Below are 21,395 nucleotides of genomic sequence, written 5' to 3' on the forward strand. Positions count from 1 at the left end.
CGGTGTCGTGGGTCACGCAGCGGCGGTCCGGGCGCGGCTACCGTGCGGCCCGTGGGACGACGGGGCGGGGCGCGCAGGCCGCTCGCGGCGCTCCTGCTGGCGGGTGCGGCGGCGGGCCTGCTGCTGCTGCCCGCGGCGGCGTCCGCGGACGGGGCGCGGCCCACCGGGGACCCGGGGGCACCCACGCCCACGGCGCCGCGCACCGGGCCGCCCCCGCAGGGCAGCGCGCCCGACGGCAGCACCGTCGGCGGCGAGCGGCTGGACACCCGCGGGCAGGTCGTCGCCGCGGACGCCCCGCCCCTGCCCGGTCCCCTGACCGCCTCGGGCTGGCTGGTGGCCGACGCCGGCTCCGGCGCCGTGCTCGCCGCCCGCGACCCGCACGGCCGCTACTACCCGGCCAGCACGCTCAAGACGCTGACGCTCCTCGCCCTCGCCCACCGGCTGGACCCGGCGGTGGTCGTCGCCGGCACCCCGGAGGACGAGCAGGTCGAGGGCAGCCGGGTCGGCCTGGTCGCCGGGGGCCAGTACCCGGTGGGCTTCCTCTTCCAGGCGCTGGTCCTGCAGTCGGGCAACGACGCCGCGAACGCGCTGGCCCGCGCCGCCGGCGGGACGGCGGCCACCGTCGCCGCGATGACCGAGACCGCGGGGCAGCTCGGTGCGTTCGACACCGTCGTCGGCAGCCCCTCGGGGCTCGACGTCGCCGGCCAGTCGTCCTCGCCCTACGACCTGGCGCTGGTCTTCCGCGCCCTGGTCGAGGACCCGGTCACCGCCGCGGTGCTCACCACCCCGGTCGCCCAGGTGCCGGAGGTCCCCGGCCGCGCGGCGGGCTTCCAGATCCAGAACCAGAACCCGCTGGCCGGCTACCCCGGCTCGCTCGGCGGCAAGACCGGCTTCACCGACGCCGCCCGGCACGCCTTCGTGACCGCCGCCGAGCGCGACGGCCGCCGGCTGGTGGTCAGCGTCCTCGACACCGAGAACCAGCCGCTGCGCGCCGCCGACCAGGCCGCGCTGCTGCTCGACTGGGGCTTCACCGTCCCCGCCGGCAGCGCGGGCGTGGGCCGGCTGGTGCGGCCGGGCGAGCTCCCCGCGGAGGCGACCGAGGCGAGCCGGCCGGCGCCGCGGTCCGCCCGACCCACCGCGGCGGCGGCCGGCAGGGCGCCGACCGACGACGCGCCCCCCGGCGACGACGGCCCCTCGCCGCTGGTCGGGGCGGGGCTCGCGGTCGCCGCCCTGGCCGTCGTCGGCCTCACCGTCGTGGGCCGGCGGCGCGCGGTGCGCCGCGAGGAGGTCAGCGGGGCGGACCGGTGAGCGGGTACTCGCGGGCGATCGCCCACGCGCCGTCCGGCGTCTGCTCGAACTCGGTGAAGTGCTCCACCTGGAACTCGGCGGAGAGGTCGGCCAGCGCGCTGTAGGCCAGCTCCAGCATGTCCGCCGGGACGTCGTGGGCCACGGTCACGTGCGGGTGGTACGGGTAGGCCAGCGGCCGGGCGAGGGGGCCCTGGCGGACGTCGGTGGCCAGCAGCTCGCAGTTGCCGATGCCGCGGGCGACGGTCACGAACACCACCTCGGAGACCGGGCTGAACGTGCCGGTGCCGGACAGGTGCATGGGGAAGGCGGGGTGGTTGCGGGCGACGCCGGCCAGGTGCTCGGCGACGGCCTCCCGGTCGGCGACCGGTACCTCGGTGGGCGGCAGCAGGGTCACGTGCGGCGGCACGAGGGAGGCCTGGGGGTCGCCCACCTTGGCCCGCCAGTCGACCAGCAGCTGCGCCCACGGCTCGGGCACCAGGACGACGACGCCGATCATCGCCGTCCCGCCGGCCGGGGCTTCTCCGGCCGGGGCTTCTCCGGCCGCGGTCCCCTCGGTCACGCGCGGCCGCCGGGAGCCAGGAAGCCGACCCGCTCGTACACCTCGGCCACGGTGCGGCTTGCGACCTCGCGGGCGCGCTCGGCGCCGGCGGCCAGGATGCGCTCGAGCTCGGCGCGGTCGTCGAGCAGCTCCGACGTCCGCTGCCGGACCGGGGCCAGGAAGTCGGTGACGACCTCGGCGAGCTCCTTCTTGAGGTCGCCGTAGCCGCGGCCGGCGAAGTGCTCCTCGAGCTCGGGGACCGTGCGCCCGGACAGCGCGCTGTGGATGGTGAGCAGATTCGTCACCCCCGGCTTGTTCTGCGCGTCGGCGACGACCTCGCGGCCGGTGTCGGTGACCGCGGAACGGATCTTCTTCGCCGTCACCTTCGGGTCGTCGAGCAGGAAGACGCAGCCGGCCGGGGGCAGGCTCTTGCTCATCTTCTTCTCCGGCGTCTGCAGGTCCATGACCCGCGCGCCGGCCTCCGGGATGAAGCCCGTGGGCACGGTGAAGGTCTGCCCGAAGCGGTTGTTGAAGCGGGTGGCGACGTCGCGGGTCAGCTCGAGGTGCTGGCGCTGGTCGTCACCCACCGGAACCTGGTCGGCCTGGTAGACGAGGATGTCGGCGGCCATGAGCACCGGGTAGGTGAACAGCCCGACCGACGAGCCGTCGGCGCCCTCGCGCTGGCTCTTGTCCTTGAACTGCGTCATCCGGCTGGCCTCGCCGAACCGCGCGATGCACTCCAGCACCCACGACAGCTGCAGGTGCTCGGGCACGTGGCTCTGCACGAACAGCGTGCTGCGCTCCGGGTCCACGCCGAGCGCCAGGAGCTGCGCGGCGGAGGTCAGCGAGTTCCGCCGCAGCTCCTCGGGGTCCCAGTCCATCGTGATCGCGTGCAGGTCGACGACGCAGTAGAACGCCTCGGTCGTCTCCTGCAGGGCGACCCACTGCCGCAGCGCACCCAGGTGGTTGCCGAGGTGGAAGGAACCCGCGGTCGGCTGGATACCGGAGAGCACGCGGGGCGGGGTGTTCGACTGCGGCGGCACGGTAGCCATCAAACCAGCCCGGACCTCAGCGGGCCGGAGCGCCGTCGGCCCGCTCCCCGGCCGCGGCGTCCAGCGCGGCGAGCAGCGCGTCGTTCTCGTCCGGCGCGCCGATGCTGATCCGGACCCCCTCGCCGGCGAACGGCCGGGTGATGACCGCCCGCGCCTCGAGGGCGCCGGCCAGCTCCGCCGTCCGCTCCCCCAGCGGCAGCCAGACGAAGTTGGCCTGGCTGTCGGCGACGTCGAAGCCGCGCTCGCGCAGCGCCGCGGTGAGCCGCGCCCGCTCGGCGACGACGGCCGCGCAGCGGTCGCGCACCTCGTCCTCGCTGGCCAGGGCGGCGACCGCGGCGGCCTGGGCCAGCATCGAGACGCTGAAGGGGACGTGCGTCCGGCGCACCGCGTCCGCGACCGCGGGGTCCTCGGCGATCAGGTAGCCGACCCGCAGCCCGGCCAGGCCCCACGCTTTCGAGAAGGTGCGCAGGACCGCGACGTTGGGCCGGCCGCGCATGAGCTCGATGCCGTCGGGGACGTCGGGGTCGTCGACGAACTCGCGGTAGGCCTCGTCCAGCACGACCAGCGTCGTCGCGGGCACCGCGTCGAGGAACCGCTCGAGCTCGGCGCGGCGCACCGCCGTCCCGGTCGGGTTGTTCGGGTTGCAGACGAAGACCAGGCGGGTGGTGTCGTCGATCGCGGCCAGCAGGCCGTCCAGGTCGTGGGTGTCGGCCGGGCCGCCCTCGCGGCCCGGGACGAGGGGCACCTGGATCGCCCGGGCGCCGGCGACCTGCGCCAGCAGCGGGTACATCTCGAACGACCGCCAGGCGAACGCGATGCTCGTGCCGGGCTCGGTGTAGGCCTGGGCGAGCTCCTGGCACAGCGTCACCGCGCCGCAGCCCGTGGCGATCTGCGCGGGGTCGACGCCGTAGCGCTCGGCCAGCGCCGCGGTGAGCACGACCGCGCCGTTGTCCGGGTAGCGGTTGGTCTCCCCCGTCGCGTCGGCGATCGCCCGGACCACCGCCGGCAGCGGCGGGAACGCCACCTCGTTGCTGGCCAGCTTGACCGCCCGCTCGACGCCGATCTCGCGGGCGAGGTCGGCCGGGTTGCGTCCCGGGCGGTACGCCGGCAGCGCCTGGACCGCGGGGCGTGCGCTGACCACGGGCTCGACCTCCTCTGCCGCCCTAAGGTGGCGGCATGCGCGTCCTGGTCGCCGGGTGGAGCCGGCTACATCGGCAGCGTAGTGACCGCTGCCCTCCTCTCCGACGGCCACGAGGTCACGGTGCTCGACGACCTCTCCACGGGCCACGCCGACGCCGTCCCCGAGGGCGCGGCCCTGGTGCGGGTGTCGCTGCACGACTCGGCGCCGGTCCTCGCCGACGTCCGCCCCGAGGCGGTGCTGCACTTCGCCGCCCGGTCGCTGGTCGGGGTCTCCCAGCAGCGGCCGGAGGACTACTGGTCGACCAACGTCGGGGGCTCCCTGGCGCTGCTCGAGGCGATGCGGGCCGCCGACTGCCGGCGGATCGTCTTCTCCTCCACCGCGGCGACCTACGGCGAGCCCGAGGCCGTCCCCATCCGGGAGGACGCGCCGACCCGGCCCACCAACACCTACGGCGCCTCGAAGCTCGCCGTGGACCACATGCTGACCTCCTACGCCGTCGCGCACGGCTTCGCGGCGGTCAGCCTGCGCTACTTCAACGTCGCCGGCGCCGCGTACGGCCTGGGCGAGCGGCACGCCACCGAGACCCACCTGATCCCGCTGGCCCTGCAGGTCGCGGCCGGGCAGCGGGAGTCGCTCACCGTCTTCGGCCGCGACTACCCGACGCCCGACGGCACCTGCATCCGCGACTACGTGCACGTCGGGGACCTCGCCGACGCGCACCTGCTGGCGCTGCCCGCGCCGTCGGCCGGCGAGCACCGCGTCTACAACCTGGGCAACGGCACCGGCTTCTCCGTGCAGGAGGTCGTCGACGCCGCCCGCGAGGTGACCGGGCACGCCGTCCCGACCACCGACGGACCGCGCCGGTCCGGCGACCCGGCCCAGCTGGTCGCCGCCAGCGACCGCATCCGCGCGGACCTCGGCTGGGCGCCGCGGCACACCGACCTGGTCGGCATCGTGCGCGACGCCTGGGAGGTCGCCCGCTAGTCCCCCGGCTCGCGCTCGCCGTCGTCGTCGCCCTCGGGGGCGGGCGGCGGCGGGTCGACGCGGAGCCGGGTCGATCCGCCGTCCGTCGAGCTCGACGACGGTGACCGCGCGGCCCTCGACCTCGATGGTGTCGCCGACCTCCGGCAGCCGGCCGAGCCCGGCGAGCACGTACCCGGCGACGGTCTCGTAGGGGCCGTCCGGCAGCTCCAGGCCGGTGGCCTCGGTGAAGTCGTCGAGGTTGAGCAGGCCGTCGACCTCGCGCGGGGCGTCCGGCGACTGCCGCGCCTCGGGCTCGACCTCGGCGTCGTACTCGTCGTAGATCTCGCCGATGACCTCCTCGATGAGGTCCTCGAGGGTCACGATCCCGTCGGTGCCGCCGTACTCGTCGACGACGATGGCCAGGTGGTGGTTCTCCCGCCGCATCTCGCTGAGCGCGGTGAGCACCCCGGCGGTGCCGGGCAGCCGCTTGACCTCGCGGGCGAGGTCGGCGACGGTCGCGGCCCGGCCGGCCGGGTGGGTGGGCAGGAACAGGTCGCGCACGTGCACGAAGCCGACGACGTCGTCCTGGTCGCGGCCGGCCACGGGGTAGCGCGAGTAGTTGCTGTCGACGACGAGCTTCGCCGCGCGGCTGGCGGTCATCGACCCGTCGAGGAAGGTGACCTCGGTGCGGGGCGTCATCACCTCGCGCACCTCGCGCTCGCCGGCGCGGAAGACCTCGTCGATGAGCCGGCGCTCGTCGCTGCTCAGGGACTCGTGCGCGGCGACGAGGTCGCGCAGCTCCTCCTGGCTGATCGACTCGCCCGCCTGCTCGGGGTTGCCGCCGGAGAGCCGGACCAGCGCGTTCGTCGACTTCGAGAGCAGCCAGATGATCGGGCGGGACAGCTTCGCGATGAAGTTGAGCGGCGCGGCGACGAGCAGCGCGAACCCCTCGGCGCGCTGCAGCGCGAGCCGCTTGGGCGTCAGCTCGCCGGCGACCAGCGAGACGTAGCTGATCGCGACGGTGACCAGGACCAGGGCGAGGGTGCCGGAGAGCCCCGAGGAGACACCCCGTCCCTCGAGCCAGTCCGCGAACGGCTCGGACAGCGTGCTGGCGCCGAACGCCGCGGAGAAGAACCCGGCGAAGGTGACGCCCACCTGGACCGCGGCGAGGAACCGGTTGGGGTCGCTGAGCAGCTTCTGCACCGCCTGCCCGCGACGGCCGGACTCGGCCATCGCGCGCACCTGCGACTCGCGCAGCGAGACCAGCGCGATCTCGGCGCCGGCGAACACGCCGCCGATCAGGATGAAGACGACGACCATGACGATGCTGAGCCAGACGTCGCTCACCGGCGGCTTGCTCCTCGGTCATTGGGATGCGGGGCGTGCGCGCCCATGGTGCCCTGCGGACGGCGCTCGCGCGGGCGGGGACCGGGCTGCGGGTGACCGGACACGCCGGAGGTGACCTGCGTCTCGTGAACTGTCGGCCTCCCGGCGCTTACGGTTAGTCTCCACTTGATAACGAATCGTGATCAACCGGGGAGCCCCGTGCGCCACCGTCCCACCAGCACGCCCGCGTACGCCCGCCTCCTCGCGGGGGTCTCGCGCGTCGTCGCCCGCGCCGCCGGCACCCTGCGGATCGGCCGCCGCCGGCTCGGTCTCGGCGTCGTCGTCGTCGCGCTCGTGACCGGCTTCGTGCTCGCGGCCCCGGTGGTGTCCGGGCCCGGCGCGCCCGCCGGTTCCGACGCCGCCTCGCCGGTGGTCATGGGGATCGACGGCCGGCGCACCTCGGCCGACTTCGCCAGCGCGTCGGCGCGGCTGCGGATGGGCCCGGACGGCGTGCGCCTGGAGCGCTCCAGCCGGTCGGACCGGACCGCGGCCCCGGCCTCCGCCGCCCCGGTTCCGCCCGCCGCGACCGGGGCACCGACCGGGGCGCCGACCGAGGCCGCACCGCCCGCCGCGCCGTCGTCCACCGCGGTGCCCGCGCCCCGGTCGACGGTGGCGGAGGAGCCGGTGCCGCCGTCCCCCGCTCCGGCGCCGGCCCCGGCGGCCGCTCCCCCGGCTCCGGCCGGTTCCGACCGCGCGGGCCAGGTGCTGGCGCTGGTGAACGAGGCCCGCGCGTCCGCCGGCTGCCGGCCGCTGGTTGCCGACGCCGGGCTCGCCTCGGTCGCGGCCGCGCACAGCGCCGACATGCGCGACCGCGGCTACTTCGACCACGTGGACCTGGACGGGCGGAGCCCCTTCGACCGCGCCCAGGCGGCCGGCCTCTCCGCGCGGGCCGAGAACATCGCCCGCGGCCAGGCCGACCCCGCCGCCGTCATGACCGCGTGGCTCGCCAGCCCCGGCCACCGCGCCAACATCGTCGACTGCAGCCTGACCCGCCTCGGTGTCGGCATCGCCGACGGCGGCGGCGGCCCCTGGTGGACCCAGCTCTTCGCCTGACCCGCCCGCGCCCGATACCCGCCGCGAGGGCGGGGTTCCCGGGGCCTGAGCACGCACTCAGAGCCCTGGAACACCGCCCTCGCGCGTGGCACGCAGTGCGCGCACCCGGGCGACCAGCTCGTCAGGGCGGTGCAGGTCCGCGGCCGTCACGTGCAGCACCAGCCACCCCGCGGCGACCAGCCCGTTCAGGCGACGGCGGTCCCGGGCGAACTGCCCCGGCTCGCCGTGCCACGCGCCGTCGTACTCGATGGCCAACCGGAGCTCCGGGTAGGCCAGGTCCACCCGGGCGAGGAAACGGCCGGAGCGGTCGCGCACCTCGTACTGGGGGGTCGCAGGCAGGCCGGCCAGTGCGAGCAGCACGCGCACCCGTGACTCGGGCGGCGACTCGGCCCGCGGATCGGCCAGCGAGATCGCGAGCCTGGCGGAGCGCGCGCCACGCCCGCCGGCGACCGCCGTCCCCGCGCGAGCGAGCGCCTGCCGGCTCACGACCCCCCGCGCCGTCAGCACGTCGAGCGCCGGGACCGCGTCCAGCAGCGCCTCGGCCCGGGCGATGTCCAGCGCCGTCCGCACACCGTCGGTGCACCGGAAGCCGTACCGCACCCGCACCTGCTCAGCCGGAATCGACACCTTCCGGATGCGGAGCCCGTGGACCGGGCCGAAACGCGCGTCCGGCGGCGTGCACACCTCCACGGGCGGATCCGCGTCCACGAGCGAGGGGGCGCCGAGCAGGTAGGCCGCGCTCCGGCCGCTGAACAACGCCGACGGCGGCGCGAGCAGCCGGGCGCCGCGGATGCGGATCCCGAACGAGTGCGGGAGGTCCGCGTCGGCGTAGATCCCGCGGAACAGCCGTCGCCAGGCGGAACTGCGCAGCGCATCCGGGGTGAGCAGCCCGTCGCGGACGACGTCGCGCGCCCGGAACACGCATCCCTCGAGAGCGGCCGGCTTACTGGGTCGGGGCACCCGCAGAGCCTGTCGCGTGGCGGCCCACCCACGTGACCGTCGTCCACAGGCCAGCGAGGGCGGGGAACTCGGCCCCTGCGGCGCCGTCCTGAGCCCCGGAACCCCGCCCTCGCGGACGGACACCCGCCCCCGGACGCACGGCGGCCCCCGCACCCGGGTCGGGTGCGGGGGCCGCCGGTGTCAGCGCCTACCTCAGGCCATGGCCTTCTTGAGGTTGGTGTCGATGGCGCCCAGGAAGTCCTGGGTGGTGAGCCACGGGCTGTCGTTCGAGATCAGCAGCGCGAGGTCCTTGGTCATCTGGCCGCTCTCGACGGTGTCGATGCAGACCCGCTCGAGGGTCTCGGCGAAGCGGGTGACCTCGGGGGTGCCGTCCAGCTTGCCGCGGTGCGCGAGGCCCCGGGTCCAGGCGAAGATCGACGCGATCGGGTTGGTCGACGTCTCCTTGCCCTGCTGGTGCTGGCGGTAGTGCCGGGTGACCGTGCCGTGGGCGGCCTCGGCCTCGACCGTGCGGCCGTCCGGGGTCGCGAGCACCGAGGTCATGAGGCCGAGCGAGCCGAAGCCCTGGGCCACGGTGTCGGACTGCACGTCACCGTCGTAGTTCTTGCAGGCCCAGACGTAGCCGCCCTCCCACTTGAGCGAGGCGGCGACCATGTCGTCGATGAGCCGGTGCTCGTAGGTGATGCCCGCGGTCGCGAACTTCTCCTTGAACTCGGCCTCGAAGACCTCCTCGAAGATGTCCTTGAACCGGCCGTCGTAGGCCTTGAGGATCGTGTTCTTCGTGGACAGGTAGACCGGGTAGCCGCGGTCCAGGCCGTAGTTCATCGAGGCGCGCGCGAAGTCGCGGATCGAGTCGTCCAGGTTGTACATCGACAGCGAGACGCCGGCGCCCGGGGCCTGGAAGACCTCGTGCTCGATCGGCTCGGAGCCGTCGGTCGGCGTGAAGGTCACCGTCAGGGTGCCCGCCGAGGGGAACTTGAAGTCGGTGGCGCGGTACTGGTCACCGAAGGCGTGGCGGCCGACGATGATCGGCTTGGTCCAGCCCGGCACCAGGCGCGGCACGTTCTGCATGATGATCGGCTCGCGGAAGATGACGCCGCCCAGGATGTTGCGGATCGTCCCGTTCGGGGACCGCCACATCTTCTTGAGGCCGAACTCCTCGACGCGCGCCTCGTCCGGGGTGATCGTCGCGCACTTGACGCCGACGCCGTGCTTCTTGATGGCGTTGGCCGAGTCGATGGTGATCTGGTCGTCGGTCGCGTCGCGCGACTCGATGCCCAGGTCGTAGTACTCCAGGTTCACGTCGAGGTACGGGAGGATCAGCTGGTCCTTGATGAACTGCCAGATGATCCGGGTCATCTCGTCGCCGTCGAGCTCGACGACGGTGCCCTCGACCTTGATCTTCGCCACTGTGCGCGTTCCTTCTCTCTGCTTGCTGCTCCGAGCGTTCGCTCAGAGGTCGGCTATGTCAGCCTGCTTGGCGCGCACGGCCTCGGCTGCGTCGCGCAGCCCGGCCAGCTCGCTCTCGGACAGGTCGCCCTCGACGACCTTCCGCACTCCTCCTCGGCCGATCTCGGCCTCGACGCCCAGGTACACGCCGCTGATCCCGTACTCGCCGTCGACCCACGCGCACACCGGCATCACGGTGCCGGAGTCCTCCATGACCGCGCGGGCCATGCGGGCCGCGGCGGCCGACGGCGCGAAGTACGCCGACCCGGTCTTGAGCAGGGCCACCACCTCGGCGCCGCCGTTGCGGGTGCGGTCGACCAGGTGCTCGATGCGGTCGGCCGCGAGCACCTCGGTGAGCGGCTTGCCGTCGACGGTGCAGCGCGACGGCACGGGCACCATCGTGTCGCCGTGCGAGCCCAGGGTCAGCGTGCGCACCGAGGAGACGGGGACACCGGTCTCCTCGGCCACGAAGTTGGTGAAGCGGGCGGTGTCGAGCATGCCCGCCTGCCCCATCACCCGCTGCTTCGGGAACCCGCTGGCCAGCTGCGCCAGCGCGGTCATCTCGTCCAGCGGGTTGGAGACCACGATGAGGACGGCGTCCGGCGAGCCGGCGGCCACCTTCTCCGCCACCTCGCGGACGATCTTCGCGTTGGTCTCGATGAGGTCCATCCGGCTCATGCCGGGCTTGCGCGGGATGCCCGCGGTGATGACGACGACGTCGGAGCCCTCGGTGCCCTCGTAGGACCCGCCCCCGATGCCGACGACCTCGGTCTCGAAGCCCTCGATGGGCCGCGACTGGTTCATGTCGAGGGCCAGGCCCTCGGGCTTGCCCTCGACGATGTCGGTGAGCACGACGGTCTCGAAGATGTCGTACTCGGCGAGACGGAGAGCGGTCGTGGAGCCGTAGAAGCCGGCGCCCACCACGGTGACCTTGCCGTTCCGAGGCTTGTCTGCCATGCGCGCCAACCTAGCGCCGCGGAGGCCGTCGCGCGCCAGCGGGGGCGCTGCGACGTCTCACGGTGCGGGAATGGCGACGGCGATGACGCTGAGCGCCAGACCGGCCGCCGTGAGCAGCACGACGTCCACCGGCCGGCTCCGGACGGCGAGGAAGCCGACCCGGCGCTCGGGCAGCAGCAGCCGCAGCACCGCGGCCGCGACGAGCGCCAGGCCCATGACGACCAGCCCGGTCCGCCAGTGCTCGACGGTCACCAGCAGCAGCCCGACCACCACGGCGGCGAGCACCGCCAGCAGCGGGAGCTGGCGGACCAGCCCGGCGACGAACGGCCGTCGGACGTAGAGCGGCGGCCGATCCCCGGTCACGCGGTGAGGGCCTCGGCGGCGGCTGCCTGCTCGGCGGCCAGGACGACGTTCTGCAGCAGCATCGCCCGGGTCATCGGGCCCACGCCGCCGGGGTTGGGGGCCACGAACCCGGCCACGTCGACGACGTCCTTCGCGACGTCGCCGGCGATCTTGCCGTCGACCCGGCTGACGCCCACGTCGAGGACGGCGGCGCCCGGCTTGACCAGGTCGGCGGTGATCAGGCCGGGCACGCCGGCGGCGGCCACGACGACGTCGGCCGTGCGCAGGTGCGCGGCGAGGTCGCGGGTGCCGGTGTGGCACAGCGTCACGGTGGCGTTCTCGGTGCGGCGGGTGAGCAGCAGGCCCAGCGGCCGCCCGACGGTGATCCCCCGGCCGACGACGACGACCTCGGCGCCGGCGATCGGCACCTCGTAGCGGCGCAGCAGCTCGACGATGCCGACCGGCGTGCAGGGCAGCGGCCCGGGGACGTTGAGCACCAGCCGGCCCAGGTTCACCGGGTGCAGCCCGTCGGCGTCCTTGGCCGGGTCCATCGCCTCGAGCACGACGCTCTCGTCGATGCCGGCGGGAAGGGGCAGCTGCACGATGTAGCCGGTGCAGGCCGGGTCGGCGTTGAGCTCCTCGACGACGGCGAGCACGTCGGCGAGCGTCGCGGTGGCGGGCAGCTCGCGCTGGATGCTGGCGATGCCGACCTGCGCGCAGTCGGAGTGCTTGGCGTTGACGTACCAGCGGCTGCCCGGGTCGTCACCGACCAGCAGGGTGCCGAGCCCCGGCCGGTGGCCGGCCGCGGTCAGCGCCGCCACCCGCCCGGTCAGTTCGGAGCGGATCGCCGCTGCCGTCGCCTTGCCGTCCAGGATCGTCGCGGGCACGGGGACAGTGTGCCCGAGAGCTGCCGGGACCGGGGCCGCGGTCCTAGGCTCCGACGCAGCGGGTCCCCCCGGACCCGCGCGGCCGGAGGTGCGACGTGACCGAACGCGACCAGAGCCCCGTCGGAGCGAGCCCCGGCACGACGGCCCCCGTCTGGTCGGCGGAGCCGGTCGCCGTCCGCGGGCCGGACAGCCTCGGCGGACTGCTGCTCATCCTCGCCGGCCTCGCCGCCGCGCTCAGCCTGGTGCTCGACTGGGTCGACGACCTCGACGGCACCGGCCTGGACCTGGTGCGCGACGGGTTCGACGACCTGGACTCGCTCGTCGACACCGGGCTGTGGCAGCCGATGGCGGTGGTGCTCGGCGGCGGGGTGCTGCTCGTGCTCGGCGTCCTGATGTGGCTGCCGGCCCGCTCGCACCGCCTCCTCGGGCTGCTCGGGCTGCTGGTCAGCGGCCTGGTGGTGTGGGCGGTCGTCGTGCCGCTGCAGGACGCCGACTGGCGGCTGGGCACCTTCGGCCCGGGCTTCTGGTGCGCGATCGCCGTCGCCGTCCTCGGGGTGCTCGGCAGCCTCAAGGCCCTGCTCACCGGCCGCAGGTACTACTGACCGCAGCGCCTCAGTGCGCGAAGTGCCGCGTGCCGGTCAGGTAGAGCGGCACGCCCGCGGCGGCCGCCGCGGCGACGACCTCCTCGTCGCGCACGGACCCACCGGGCTGGACGACGGCGCGGACACCGGCGTCGAGCAGCACCTGCAGCCCGTCGGCGAAGGGGAAGAACGCGTCGGACGCCGCGACCGAGCCGGCCGCCCGCTCCCCCGCCCGCGCGACGGCCAGCCGGGCGGAGTCCACCCGGTTGACCTGGCCCATGCCGACGCCGACGGTCGCCCGGTCGTGGGCGAGCAGGATCGCGTTGCTCTTCACCGCGCGCACCGCCCGCCAGGCGAAGACGAGGTCGTCGAGGCCGGCGGCGTCCAGCGGCTCGCCGGCCGCCAGCGTCCAGGTGGTCGGGTCGTCGCCGGTGGCGTCGATGCGGTCGGTGGCCTGCAGCAGCAGCCCGCCGCTGATCGGCCGCAGCTCGGCGGCCGCACCCGGCAGGTGCGGCAGGCGCAGCAGCCGGATGTTCTTCTTGCCGGTCAGCACGCGGACGGCGTCGTCGGTGAACGACGGCGCGACGACGACCTCGGTGAACACCTCGGCGACCTGCTCGGCCGTCGTCAGGTCGATCTCCCGGTTCGCCGCGATGACGCCGCCGAACGCCGACAGCGGGTCGCAGGCGTGCGCCTTGCGGTGGGCGGCCGCGATGTCCGGGCCGACGGCGATCCCGCACGGGTTGGCGTGCTTGATGATCGCCACGCAGGGGTCGGCGTGGTCGTGCGCGGCCCGCCAGGCGGCGTCGGTGTCGACGTAGTTGTTGTAGGACATCGCCTTGCCGTGCAGCTGCTCGGCGTGCGCCAGCCCGGGCGTGCTGCCGCGGTACAGCGCGGCGCCCTGGTGCGGGTTCTCCCCGTACCGGAGGACCTCGGCCCGCTCCCAGCTCGCCCCGACCCACTCCGGGAAGTCCGACGTCCCGTCGGGCGCGAGCACGCTGCTCATCCACGAGGCGACCGCGATGTCGTAGGAGGCCGTGTGCCGGAAGGCCGCCGCCGCCAGCCCCTGCCGCTCGGCGAGGGTGAAGCCGCCCTCGCCGACGGCGGCCAGCACGTCGCCGTAGCGCGCCGGGTCGACGACGACGGCGACCGACGGGTGGTTCTTGGCCGCGGCGCGCACCATCGCCGGGCCGCCGATGTCGATCTGCTCGACGCACTCGTCGGACGAGGCGCCCGAGGCGACCGTCTCGGTGAACGGGTAGAGGTTCACCACGACGAGGTCGAAGGCGGCGATGCCCAGCTCGTCCAGCTGGGCGACGTGCTCGGGCCTGCGGCGGTCGGCCAGGATCCCGGCGTGCACGGCGGGGTGCAGCGTCTTCACCCGCCCGTCGAGGCACTCGGGGAACCCGGTCACCTGCTCGACGGGGGTCACCGGGATGCCGGCGTCGGCGATGCGGCGGGCGGTGGCGCCGGTGCTGACCAGCTCCACCCCGGCACCGGCCAGCCCGCGGGCCAGCTCCTCGATGCCGGTCTTGTCGTAGACGCCGAGCAGGGCGCGACGGATCGGGCTGCGGTCGCTCATCGGGAGCTCTCGTCCTCTCGTTCGGCGGCCACCAGTCGGGCCACCGTCTCCACCAGGAGCTCGCGCTCCACGGCCTTGATGCGTTCGTGCAGGCGGGGTTCGTCGTCGTCGGGCAGCACCGGCACCTCGCGCTGGGCGAGCACCGGGCCGGTGTCCACGCCGGCGTCGACGAGGTGCACCGTCGAGCCGGTCACCGTCGCCCCGGCGGCCAGGGCGTCGCGCACGGCGTGCGCGCCGGGGAAGGCCGGCAGCAGCGCGGGGTGGGTGTTGATCAGCCGCCCGCCGAAGGCGTCCAGCACCGCCGGGCCGACGATCTTCATGAACCCGGCGGAGACGACGAGGTCGGGGGCGAAACCGGCGACCTCGGCCGCCAGCGCACGGTCCCAGGCGGCGCGGTCGGCGTGGTCGCGCAGCGCGCAGACGAACGTCGGGATGCCGCGCCGGGTGGCGTGCTCGAGGCCCGCGGCCGGGCGGTCGGCCCCGACGGCGACGACGTCCACCGGGTAGGCCGGGTCGTCGGTCGCGTCCAGGAGCGCCGCGCAGAGCGAGCCGGTGCCCGACAGGAGGACGACGACCCGTGCCCGCGCCGTCGATCGCCCGGGGCCGCCCACGCCGCGACCCTATCCGCCGTCAGGAGGCGAGGCGCCAGCGGCTGAACGCGGCCGCGACCGCCGCCGCGATCCCGGCCTGCGCCGCGATCGCCACGCCGGTCGCGATCGGCGGTGCGCCGACGTCGGCCAGGGCGCCGTCGCCCAGCGAGCCACCCGCCGTCCAGACGAGCAGGCCGCAGGCCACCCCGGTCAGCACCCCGGCGAGCACGCCGGCCAGGCCCGCCACCACGGCGCCGCCGTCGCCGGGCAGCAGGCGGCGGGCGAGGGTGCGGCCCGCCACGAGGCCGGCCAGCACGGGCACCGCCTGCGACGCGAACGCCAGCAGGGGCACCGCCTGGGTGTCGGGCAGCGCCGCGAGCAGCGGCAGCGCGGGCACCGCGCCCAGCGTCACGCCGTGCACCGAGACGACCGTGCCGCTGCCGACGGCGAACCCCGGCCCGGCGGCCAGGCCGAGGACGGCGGCGGCGGCGTTGGGCAGCAGCAGCACGCACAGCCCCAGCAGGCCGAGCGCGCCGGCGCCCGCGCCGCCGATCCCGCCGGAGACGGCGGCGTACCCGTCGGCGTCGGCGGCCACGGCGATCGCGACGACGGCGAGGCACAGCGCGAGCGCGGTCAGCACCCCGGCGAGGACGCCGCGCAGCAGCGGCCGGGTCTGCCCGGGCAGCTGGTCCAGCGCGGTGTCCACCGCGCCCGACTCGCGCGCGGCTCCCCAGCCGGCCGCTGCGACCGCGAGCAGCGCGCTGCCGAGGAGCGCGCGGAGCAGGCCGACCTCGGCGCCGGGGCCGTCCAGCAGCAGCGCCAGCACGGCGGTGAGGACGACGTGCGCGGCCGCGAGGACGCCGACGGCGGCGGCCGTCTCGCGCGGCCCGGTCAGGTCGCCGAGCCGCACGACCACGCGCCCGGCGGCCGACAGGCACCAGGCGATGCCGAGGGTGAGCAGCAGCGGGGCGAGCACGATCGGGCCGGATGCCACCGTGATGCCGGCCCCCTGGGCGAGCAGCCACAGCAGGCCGGCGAGCACCAGCGACCCACCGGCCCCCTGACCGCCGGTGGGGTCGAGGGTGTCGACGACGCCGACGGCCAGCCAGAGCACGCCGAGCCCGACGACCGAGGCCGCGGCGGCCCCGGCGAGCGCCAGCGCCGTCGTCGGAAGCGGACCGGTCGTCCGGCCGCCGTCCGGGCCCCGGCGGGGCAGACGTGCGAGCAGCGGGACCACGGCACCACTCTCGCAAGCCCGCGCCGCAGGTGGTCGGCGCACGCGCCCGGGGGGCGCCGAAAAGCCGCCACCCGGGCGCGTCCGCTCACGCTCCGCGGTCGGGCACCCCTGGCTGCGGCGTCGGCGGGGTGTGCCCGCGCTGCGGCCGCAGGAGCGCGAGCACCGCGAGGACGACGGCGGCCACGGCCGTGAGCAGCGCGAGGAAGGCGACGACGCTGAACCCGACCTCGTCGCCCGGCCCGTCGGCGAGGGCGAGCGCGTCGATCCAGGTGATGAGGAACAGCAGCAGCGCCAGCCCGGTGAGCCCCACCGTCACGACGCGGTGCGGCACGGGCACCCGCACGGTCGTGAACGCCGGGAGCAGCACCCAGACGGCGGCGGCGAGGAGGAGCAGCCAGGCGAGGACGGCCGGGCCGGTCGCGTAGCCGATCTCGAAGGTGAACAGCCCGCGGCCGCCGACCGCGTCGCTGAACCCGTTGGTCGTCGTGTCGAAGCCGTCCAGCCCCTCGCCCTCGAAGCCGTACCAGGGCAGCAGCATGAACAGCGTGAACAGCACGGCGCAGCCGGCGGACGAACCACTCGAGGAGCGCGACCTTCGAGAAGTCCGCGGAGGACGACCGGCCCGGCGCGCCGTAGGGCGGCCGGCCGTAGGGGTCCTGCGGAGGCGTGCCCCACGGCTGCTGCGGCGGCGGCCCCCACTGCGGGCCGGGCTGCTGCGGGTGCTGCGGGTGCCGCGGCTGCTGTCCCCACGGCGGGGGCTGCTGCCCGTACGGGGGAGGCTGCTGTCCCCACGGCGGCGGCTGCTGGCCCTGGGGCGGCTGCTGCCCGTACGGGGGCGGCTGCTGACCCTGGGGAGGTTGCTGGCCGTACGGCGGAGGTTGCTGGCCGTAGGGCGGCTGCTGTCCCGGGGGCGGTGGCGGAGGCGGACTGGTCATGGCGGGCCACTCCTCGGCGGTCGGTCGATCACGGCAGGTCAGTCGAACTCGAGCGAGCAGTCGCCCCGCTGCTGGACGGCGCTGTACCCACCGCAGGTGCTGCCGTAGTACTCGTAGTCCGAGCCGTACTCGGAACTCCCAGTACAGGTCGTCGCAGTCGACGAAGCTTCCCTCGGCGCAGGCCTGGGCGAGCTCGTCGAGCCACGGGTCCCAGTCGCGGTCCGAGCGGTCGACCGGGATCTCGTCGGCCGCACCGGAGGGGACCGAGCCGGACGACGCCGCATCCCGGAACTCCGACCAGTCCTGCACCTCCCCGGCCAGCGGCGGGGCCAGCTGCCCCACGGCCAGCCCGGCCGCGCCGACCACCGCGGCGCCGAGTGCGCCCGCGGCGAGCGCCCAGCCGATGCCGCGGGCGGCGATGGACCGGGGGCGCCCGGCCGCACCGGGCGCGAGCGCCCGGGCGATCGCCTGCTCGGCGGCGGCCCGCTCCCCCGACTCGTACCAGGAGCGGGACGGCGCCAGCCCGGCGAGCACCGCGATCGCCGCGCCCAGCAGCGCCACGAGCGCGCTGGTCACCGTCCGGGTGCCGTCGGCGTCCTGAGCCAGCTCGACACCCAGGACGACCAGGGCGAGCACCGCCAGGGCGGCGGCGGAGCCGCGGAGCAGGCCCCCGCCGCGCCGGAGCACCGCGGCGACCGCCCCGCCGACCAGGCCGGCGCCGGTGGCGAGCGCCGCCGTCAGGACGACGATGCGCTCGTCCGCCGCGCGCCACTCCAGCGGCGCGACGAGGTCCCCGAGGTCGGCGACCTCGGTCGCGACGACGAGGGCGACCATGGCGGGCACGGTCAGCGCCGCCGCGGCGACGACGGTCGCCGGCGGGAGCGGGGTGCCGGGGTGGGACGGCGCGGTCATCGGAGGCCCTCCGCGGCCGAGGACGTGCGGTCGAGTGCGGCGCCGACGAGCAGCGCGGCCAGGCCGCCCAGCCCCGTCAGGAGCGCGAGCGTGGCGAGCAGGACGCCGGAGCCCGTCTCGGCGTCGGCCAGGCTGCCGTCGCCGATGCCGGTCACCGTCGCCACGAGATCGCGCGAGTAGCCGATGACCAGCCAGGTCACCGCGGCGAACACCCCCACCGCGAGGACCGCGCCGGCGACGGCCGTCCGGCGCAGGCCGGCCAGCCGGTGGGCGGCAGCGGCGAGGCCGGCCGCACCGAGCAGCAGCGCGGCGGCGACCACGAGCGGGATGCCGAACAGGACCGTCTCGCCGGGTGCCGCGGCGTCGTCCTCCCATCCCGTCGCCGACGAGGTGGCCTCGCCGTCGTAGGAGACCGAGAACAGGTCGGTGAAGGGCGCGACCGCGGTCAGCCCGGCCGCCAGGAGCAGCAGTCCCGCGCCGACGAGCCGGAGCACCGCGCCCCCGTCGACGGTCCGCCGGGGCACCGCGGGTGCCCCACCCGGGGCGCCGACCGCCCAGGCGACGGAGGCGGTGCCGCCGGGCGCCGGGGGCTGCCACGTGCCGGAGCCGCTCATCGGGGAGCTCCCGCCCACTGCTCGCGTGCGGGCAGGTCGACGACGGCGAGGACGCGCGCGCGACCGCGCCGGGCGGTCGCCGCGGCGGCGAGGGCGAGGAGCACACCCGCGACCACGAGCCCCGTCGCCGGCCCCCACTGGGCGGAGAGATCCTGGCCCTCGGCCTGGGCGATGTCGCCCCGCCCGACCACGGCCTGCACCCCGGCGATCCCCGCCAGGAGGCCGGCGCCGGCCAGCGCGGTCAGCTGCGCCACCGACGACCACGCCCCGGGCTCGTCGTCGCGGGCTCCGAGGAGGGCGGCGACCGCGGCGGCGGTGAGCAGCAGCACGGCCAGCATCCCCGGGAGGGTCCAGTCGAGGGAGACCCAGCTCCAGGTGCCGTCGTCCCAGCCCGGCACGGACTCGCCGCCGGCGACGCGGGTGACGACGTCCGGGTACCCCGTCTCGCCGGTGGGGTCCCACGTGCTGGTCAGGCCGACGCCGAGGGACAGGACCGCGGTGACGGCCGCCCCGGTCGCGAGCCCGGCGGACACCTGGCGGACGCCGACGGGCCGCAGCACGGGCACGCCGCCGGGGCGGGTCGCCGGCGCGGACGCCGTCATCTGGTTGCTCCGAACCGCACTGTTCTCCCTCACTCGCAGGACGCGCCGGTCGGCGCCGCGCCTTCCTACCTGCAGCGGGGCCGCACCGCACCTCCGGCGCGCCGGGAACGACGCGGGCCCGGCACCCCTCTCGGGGGGCCGGGCCCGCGTGCGGTCGTGCTGGGAGGCGTCAGCCGGCGATGATCTCGCGCATCAGCTGGGCGGTCTCCGACGGGGTCTTGCCCACGCGCACGCCGGCGGCCTCGAGGGCCTCCTTCTTCGCCTGCGCGGTACCGGCCGAGCCCGAGACGATGGCGCCGGCGTGGCCCATGGTCTTGCCCTCGGGCGCGGTGAAGCCGGCGACGTAGCCGACGACGGGCTTGGAGACGTTGGCCTTGATGAAGTCCGCGGCCCGCTCCTCGGCGTCGCCACCGATCTCGCCGATCATGACGATCGCCTCGGTCTCCGGGTCGGCCTCGAAGGCCTCCAGGCAGTCGATGTGCGTGGTGCCGATGACCGGGTCGCCACCGATGCCGACGGCGGTGGAGAAGCCGAGGTCACGCAGCTCGTACATCATCTGGTAGGTCAGCGTGCCGGACTTGGAGACCAGCCCGATCTTGCCCTGCTTGGTGATGTTGGCCGGGATGATGCCGGCGTTGCTGCGCCCGGGGCTGATCAGGCCGGGGCAGTTCGGGCCGATGATGCGCGTGGCGCCACCCTGGGCGTGCGCCCATACGTAGGTGGAGTCGTGCACCGGGATGCCCTCGGTGATGACCACGGCGAGGCCGATCTGGGCGTCGACGGCCTCGATCGCGGCGGCCTTGGCGAACGGCGGCGGCACGAAGATGACGCTGACGTCGGCGCCGGTCTCCTTCATGGCGTCGGCGACCGAGCCGAACACCGGCACGCTGGTGCCGTCGAAGTCGACGTTGGTGCCGGCCTTGCGCGGGTTCACGCCACCGACGATGGCGGTGCCGGAGGCGAGCATGCGGCTGGTGTGCTTCATGCCCTCCGAGCCGGTCATGCCCTGGACGATGACCTTGCTGTTCTCGTTGAGGAAGATCGACATCTTGTCTGGTGTCCTGTCGGGAGTCGGGGAGGTCAGGCGGCGGCGAGCTCGGCGGCCCGGCGGGCGGCGCCGTCCATCGTGTCCACGACGGTGACCAGCGGGTGGTTGGCCTCGGCGAGGATCCGCCGGCCCTCCTCGACGTTGTTGCCGTCGAGACGGACGACCAGCGGCTTGGTGGCCTGGTCGCCGAGCTGCTGCAGGGCGGCGACGATGCCGTTGGCGACGGCGTCGCAGGCGGTGATGCCACCGAAGACGTTGACGAAGACGCTCTTCACGGCCGGGTCGCCGAGGATGATCGACAGGCCGTTGGCCATGACCTCGGCGGAGGCGCCACCGCCGATGTCGAGGAAGTTGGCCGGGCGGACCCCGCCGAACTCCTCGCCGGCGTAGGCGACGACGTCCAGGGTGCTCATGACCAGGCCGGCACCGTTGCCGATGATCCCGACCTCGCCCTCGAGCCTTGACGTAGTTGAGGTCCTTCTCCTTGGCGGCGGCCTCGAGCGGGTCGGCGGCGGCCTTGTCCTCGAGCGCGGCGTGCGCCTCCTGGCGGAAGCCGGCGTTCTCGTCGAGGGTGATCTTGGCGTCGAGCGCGAGGACCGTGCCGTCGGGCGCCTTGGCCAGCGGGTTGACCTCGACCAGGGTCGCGTCCTCCTTCGAGAAGGCGTCCCACAGCTGCACGGCGATGGCGATGACCTGGTCGCGCACCTCGGGGGCGAACCCGGCGGCGTCCACGATCTCGGCCGCCTTGGCGGCGTCCACGCCGACGCTGGCGTCGACGGGGATGCGGGCGAGGGCCTCGGGGCGCTCGACGGCGAGCTGCTCGATCTCCATGCCGCCCTCCTTCGAGGCCATGGCCAGGAAGGTGCGGTTGGAGCGGTCCAGCAGGTACGAGAAGTAGTACTCCTCGGCGATGTCGCTGGCCTGGGCCACCATCACGCGGTGGGTGATGTGGCCCTTGATGTCCAGCCCGAGGATGTCCTGGGCGCGCGCCTTGGCGTCCTCGGGGTTGTCGGCGAGCTTGACGCCGCCGGCCTTGCCGCGGCCGCCCACCTTCACCTGCGCCTTGACGACGACGGTCTGCCCGATCTCGCGGGCGATCGCCTCCGCCTCCTCGGGCGTCTCGGCGACGCCGCCGGGGAGCACGGGGACGCCGTGCGAGGCCAACAGGTCACGGGCCTGGTACTCGAAAAGATCCACGAACAGGGACCGTAGCCCGCCCGTAACCGGAATGCCGCCCCGGGCGTTGAGGAGATGGGTCCGG

21 protein-coding genes and 2 pseudogenes are annotated in these 21,395 nt (G+C 75.2%); 5 read left to right on the top strand and 18 right to left on the bottom strand.

Annotated features, from left to right (window positions below; all coding sequences use genetic code 11):
• The first annotated feature begins 51 nt into the window (after positions 1–51).
• A complete protein-coding gene (locus tag JKP75_RS15795) occupies positions 52–1,308 on the top strand; it encodes a serine hydrolase (protein ID WP_309229904.1) in 1,257 nt (418 codons plus the stop codon).
• On the opposite strand, the gene JKP75_RS15800 is transcribed toward JKP75_RS15795, so the two are convergent.
• Genes JKP75_RS15800 through hisC form a run of 3 tightly spaced genes read right to left on the bottom strand, consistent with a single transcriptional unit; the run spans position 1,289 to position 4,234 of the window.
• Complete coding sequence (locus tag JKP75_RS15800; protein WP_309229905.1) at positions 1,289–1,867, bottom strand: 2'-5' RNA ligase family protein; 579 nt, start codon at positions 1,865–1,867, stop codon at positions 1,289–1,291. The two genes, JKP75_RS15795 and JKP75_RS15800, sit on opposite strands and share 20 nt — an antisense overlap.
• Complete coding sequence (trpS, locus tag JKP75_RS15805) at positions 1,864–2,898, bottom strand: tryptophan--tRNA ligase (protein WP_200490327.1); 1,035 nt, start codon at positions 2,896–2,898, stop codon at positions 1,864–1,866. Before trpS ends, JKP75_RS15800 begins: the two co-directional genes overlap by 4 nt.
• 16 nt (positions 2,899–2,914) lie before the next feature.
• Positions 2,915–4,234, bottom strand: a complete 1,320-nt coding sequence (hisC, locus tag JKP75_RS15810) for a histidinol-phosphate transaminase (protein WP_309230011.1) — start codon at positions 4,232–4,234, stop codon at positions 2,915–2,917.
• On the opposite strand from hisC, the gene galE reads away from it, so the two are divergent.
• Positions 4,121–5,023, top strand: coding sequence for a UDP-glucose 4-epimerase GalE (gene galE, locus JKP75_RS15815; protein ID WP_309230012.1), 903 nt, complete (start codon positions 4,121–4,123; stop codon positions 5,021–5,023). The two genes, hisC and galE, sit on opposite strands and share 114 nt — an antisense overlap.
• Positions 5,024–5,152: 129 nt before the next feature.
• Here galE and JKP75_RS15820 read toward each other — a convergent pair.
• Positions 5,153–6,322, bottom strand: a pseudogene (locus JKP75_RS15820) (hemolysin family protein); the annotation flags it as partial.
• 225 nt (positions 6,323–6,547) lie between these two features.
• Between JKP75_RS15820 and JKP75_RS19830 the strand changes: the two are divergent.
• Complete coding sequence (locus JKP75_RS19830) at positions 6,548–7,441, top strand: CAP domain-containing protein (RefSeq protein WP_309229906.1); 894 nt, start codon at positions 6,548–6,550, stop codon at positions 7,439–7,441.
• Positions 7,442–7,498: 57 nt separating this feature from the next.
• Here JKP75_RS19830 and JKP75_RS15830 read toward each other — a convergent pair whose 3' ends face one another.
• The 5 genes from JKP75_RS15830 to JKP75_RS15850 all read right to left on the bottom strand — a co-directional run bounded on the left by JKP75_RS15830 (position 7,499) and on the right by JKP75_RS15850 (position 12,033).
• On the bottom strand, positions 7,499–8,401 hold the full coding sequence (locus JKP75_RS15830; protein ID WP_200493229.1) for an endonuclease domain-containing protein: 903 nt from the start codon (positions 8,399–8,401) through the stop codon (positions 7,499–7,501).
• A 192-nt stretch (positions 8,402–8,593) separates the two neighbouring features.
• Positions 8,594–9,808, bottom strand: coding sequence for an NADP-dependent isocitrate dehydrogenase (locus tag JKP75_RS15835; RefSeq protein WP_200490321.1), 1,215 nt, complete (start codon positions 9,806–9,808; stop codon positions 8,594–8,596).
• Positions 9,809–9,850: 42 nt separating this feature from the next.
• A complete protein-coding gene (gene mdh / locus JKP75_RS15840; RefSeq protein WP_200490319.1) occupies positions 9,851–10,804 on the bottom strand; it encodes a malate dehydrogenase in 954 nt (317 codons plus the stop codon).
• Between the two features lie 57 nt (positions 10,805–10,861).
• Entirely contained in the window at positions 10,862–11,167 is a 306-nt protein-coding gene (locus tag JKP75_RS15845) for a DUF3017 domain-containing protein (protein ID WP_200493230.1), read from the bottom strand.
• Positions 11,164–12,033, bottom strand: a complete 870-nt coding sequence (locus JKP75_RS15850; protein WP_200490317.1) for a bifunctional methylenetetrahydrofolate dehydrogenase/methenyltetrahydrofolate cyclohydrolase — start codon at positions 12,031–12,033, stop codon at positions 11,164–11,166. Before JKP75_RS15850 ends, JKP75_RS15845 begins: the two co-directional genes overlap by 4 nt.
• Positions 12,034–12,128: 95 nt before the next feature.
• Between JKP75_RS15850 and JKP75_RS15855 the strand changes: the two genes are divergently transcribed.
• Entirely contained in the window at positions 12,129–12,635 is a 507-nt protein-coding gene (locus tag JKP75_RS15855; RefSeq protein ID WP_200490315.1) for a hypothetical protein, read from the top strand.
• A gap of 10 nt (positions 12,636–12,645) precedes the next feature.
• Here JKP75_RS15855 and purH read toward each other — a convergent pair whose 3' ends face one another.
• The 4 genes from purH to JKP75_RS15875 form a co-directional block, all read right to left on the bottom strand.
• Positions 12,646–14,196: a bifunctional phosphoribosylaminoimidazolecarboxamide formyltransferase/IMP cyclohydrolase gene (purH, locus tag JKP75_RS15860; RefSeq protein ID WP_200490313.1), complete on the bottom strand. Its 1,551-nt coding sequence runs from the start codon at positions 14,194–14,196 to the stop codon at positions 12,646–12,648.
• Positions 14,193–14,807 (bottom strand): phosphoribosylglycinamide formyltransferase, encoded by a 615-nt coding sequence (gene purN / locus JKP75_RS15865; protein WP_200490311.1) that lies wholly within the window; start codon positions 14,805–14,807, stop codon positions 14,193–14,195. The genes purH and purN overlap by 4 nt, the downstream gene beginning before the upstream one ends.
• Positions 14,808–14,826: 19 nt before the next feature.
• Positions 14,827–16,023: a DUF6350 family protein gene (locus JKP75_RS15870; protein WP_200490309.1), complete on the bottom strand. Its 1,197-nt coding sequence runs from the start codon at positions 16,021–16,023 to the stop codon at positions 14,827–14,829.
• An 85-nt stretch (positions 16,024–16,108) separates the two neighbouring features.
• Positions 16,109–16,579, bottom strand: a complete 471-nt coding sequence (locus JKP75_RS15875) for a hypothetical protein (protein WP_200493231.1) — start codon at positions 16,577–16,579, stop codon at positions 16,109–16,111.
• Positions 16,580–17,376: 797 nt separating this feature from the next.
• On the opposite strand from JKP75_RS15875, the gene JKP75_RS15880 reads away from it, so the two are divergent.
• Positions 17,377–17,559: a hypothetical protein gene (locus JKP75_RS15880; RefSeq protein WP_200493232.1), complete on the top strand. Its 183-nt coding sequence runs from the start codon at positions 17,377–17,379 to the stop codon at positions 17,557–17,559.
• 307 nt (positions 17,560–17,866) lie between these two features.
• Here the strand turns inward: JKP75_RS15880 and JKP75_RS15885 are convergent, their stop codons facing one another.
• The 5 genes and pseudogenes from JKP75_RS15885 to JKP75_RS21725 form a co-directional block, all read right to left on the bottom strand.
• Positions 17,867–18,484 carry a hypothetical protein gene (locus tag JKP75_RS15885; protein ID WP_200490303.1) on the bottom strand — a complete coding sequence of 206 codons (618 nt, stop codon included), beginning with the start codon at positions 18,482–18,484 and terminating at the stop codon, positions 17,867–17,869.
• Positions 18,481–19,086, bottom strand: a complete 606-nt coding sequence (locus tag JKP75_RS15890) for a hypothetical protein (RefSeq protein ID WP_200490301.1) — start codon at positions 19,084–19,086, stop codon at positions 18,481–18,483. Before JKP75_RS15890 ends, JKP75_RS15885 begins: the two co-directional genes overlap by 4 nt.
• 169 nt (positions 19,087–19,255) lie before the next feature.
• Positions 19,256–20,134, bottom strand: a complete 879-nt coding sequence (sucD, locus tag JKP75_RS15895; protein ID WP_200490299.1) for a succinate--CoA ligase subunit alpha — start codon at positions 20,132–20,134, stop codon at positions 19,256–19,258.
• Positions 20,135–20,166: 32 nt separating this feature from the next.
• Complete coding sequence (locus tag JKP75_RS21720; protein ID WP_242473577.1) at positions 20,167–20,547, bottom strand: hypothetical protein; 381 nt, start codon at positions 20,545–20,547, stop codon at positions 20,167–20,169.
• 214 nt (positions 20,548–20,761) lie between these two features.
• Positions 20,762–21,331 (bottom strand): annotated as a pseudogene (locus JKP75_RS21725) (ATP-grasp domain-containing protein); the annotation flags it as partial.
• Positions 21,332–21,395: the final 64 nt, after the last annotated feature.

It is taken from the genome of Blastococcus sp. TML/M2B (assembly GCF_016612865.1).
Classification (GTDB): domain Bacteria; phylum Actinomycetota; class Actinomycetes; order Mycobacteriales; family Geodermatophilaceae; genus Blastococcus.

What these genes read in the sequence shown, in the direction of transcription:
- mdh (WP_200490319.1), bottom strand. Translation starts at nt 10,804, where the DNA reads ATGGCAGACAAGCCTCGGAACGGCAAGGTCACCGTGGTGGGCGCCGGC.
- trpS (WP_200490327.1), bottom strand. Translation starts at nt 2,898, where the DNA reads ATGGCTACCGTGCCGCCGCAGTCGAACACCCCGCCCCGCGTGCTCTCC.
- JKP75_RS15890 (WP_200490301.1), bottom strand. Translation starts at nt 19,086, where the DNA reads ATGACGGCGTCCGCGCCGGCGACCCGCCCCGGCGGCGTGCCCGTGCTG.
- sucD (WP_200490299.1), bottom strand. Translation starts at nt 20,134, where the DNA reads ATGTCGATCTTCCTCAACGAGAACAGCAAGGTCATCGTCCAGGGCATG.
- JKP75_RS15885 (WP_200490303.1), bottom strand. Translation starts at nt 18,484, where the DNA reads ATGAGCGGCTCCGGCACGTGGCAGCCCCCGGCGCCCGGCGGCACCGCC.
- JKP75_RS21720 (WP_242473577.1), bottom strand. Translation starts at nt 20,547, where the DNA reads ATGAGCACCCTGGACGTCGTCGCCTACGCCGGCGAGGAGTTCGGCGGG.
- JKP75_RS15880 (WP_200493232.1), top strand. Translation starts at nt 17,377, where the DNA reads ATGGACCGGGGGCGCCCGGCCGCACCGGGCGCGAGCGCCCGGGCGATC.
- purH (WP_200490313.1), bottom strand. Translation starts at nt 14,196, where the DNA reads ATGAGCGACCGCAGCCCGATCCGTCGCGCCCTGCTCGGCGTCTACGAC.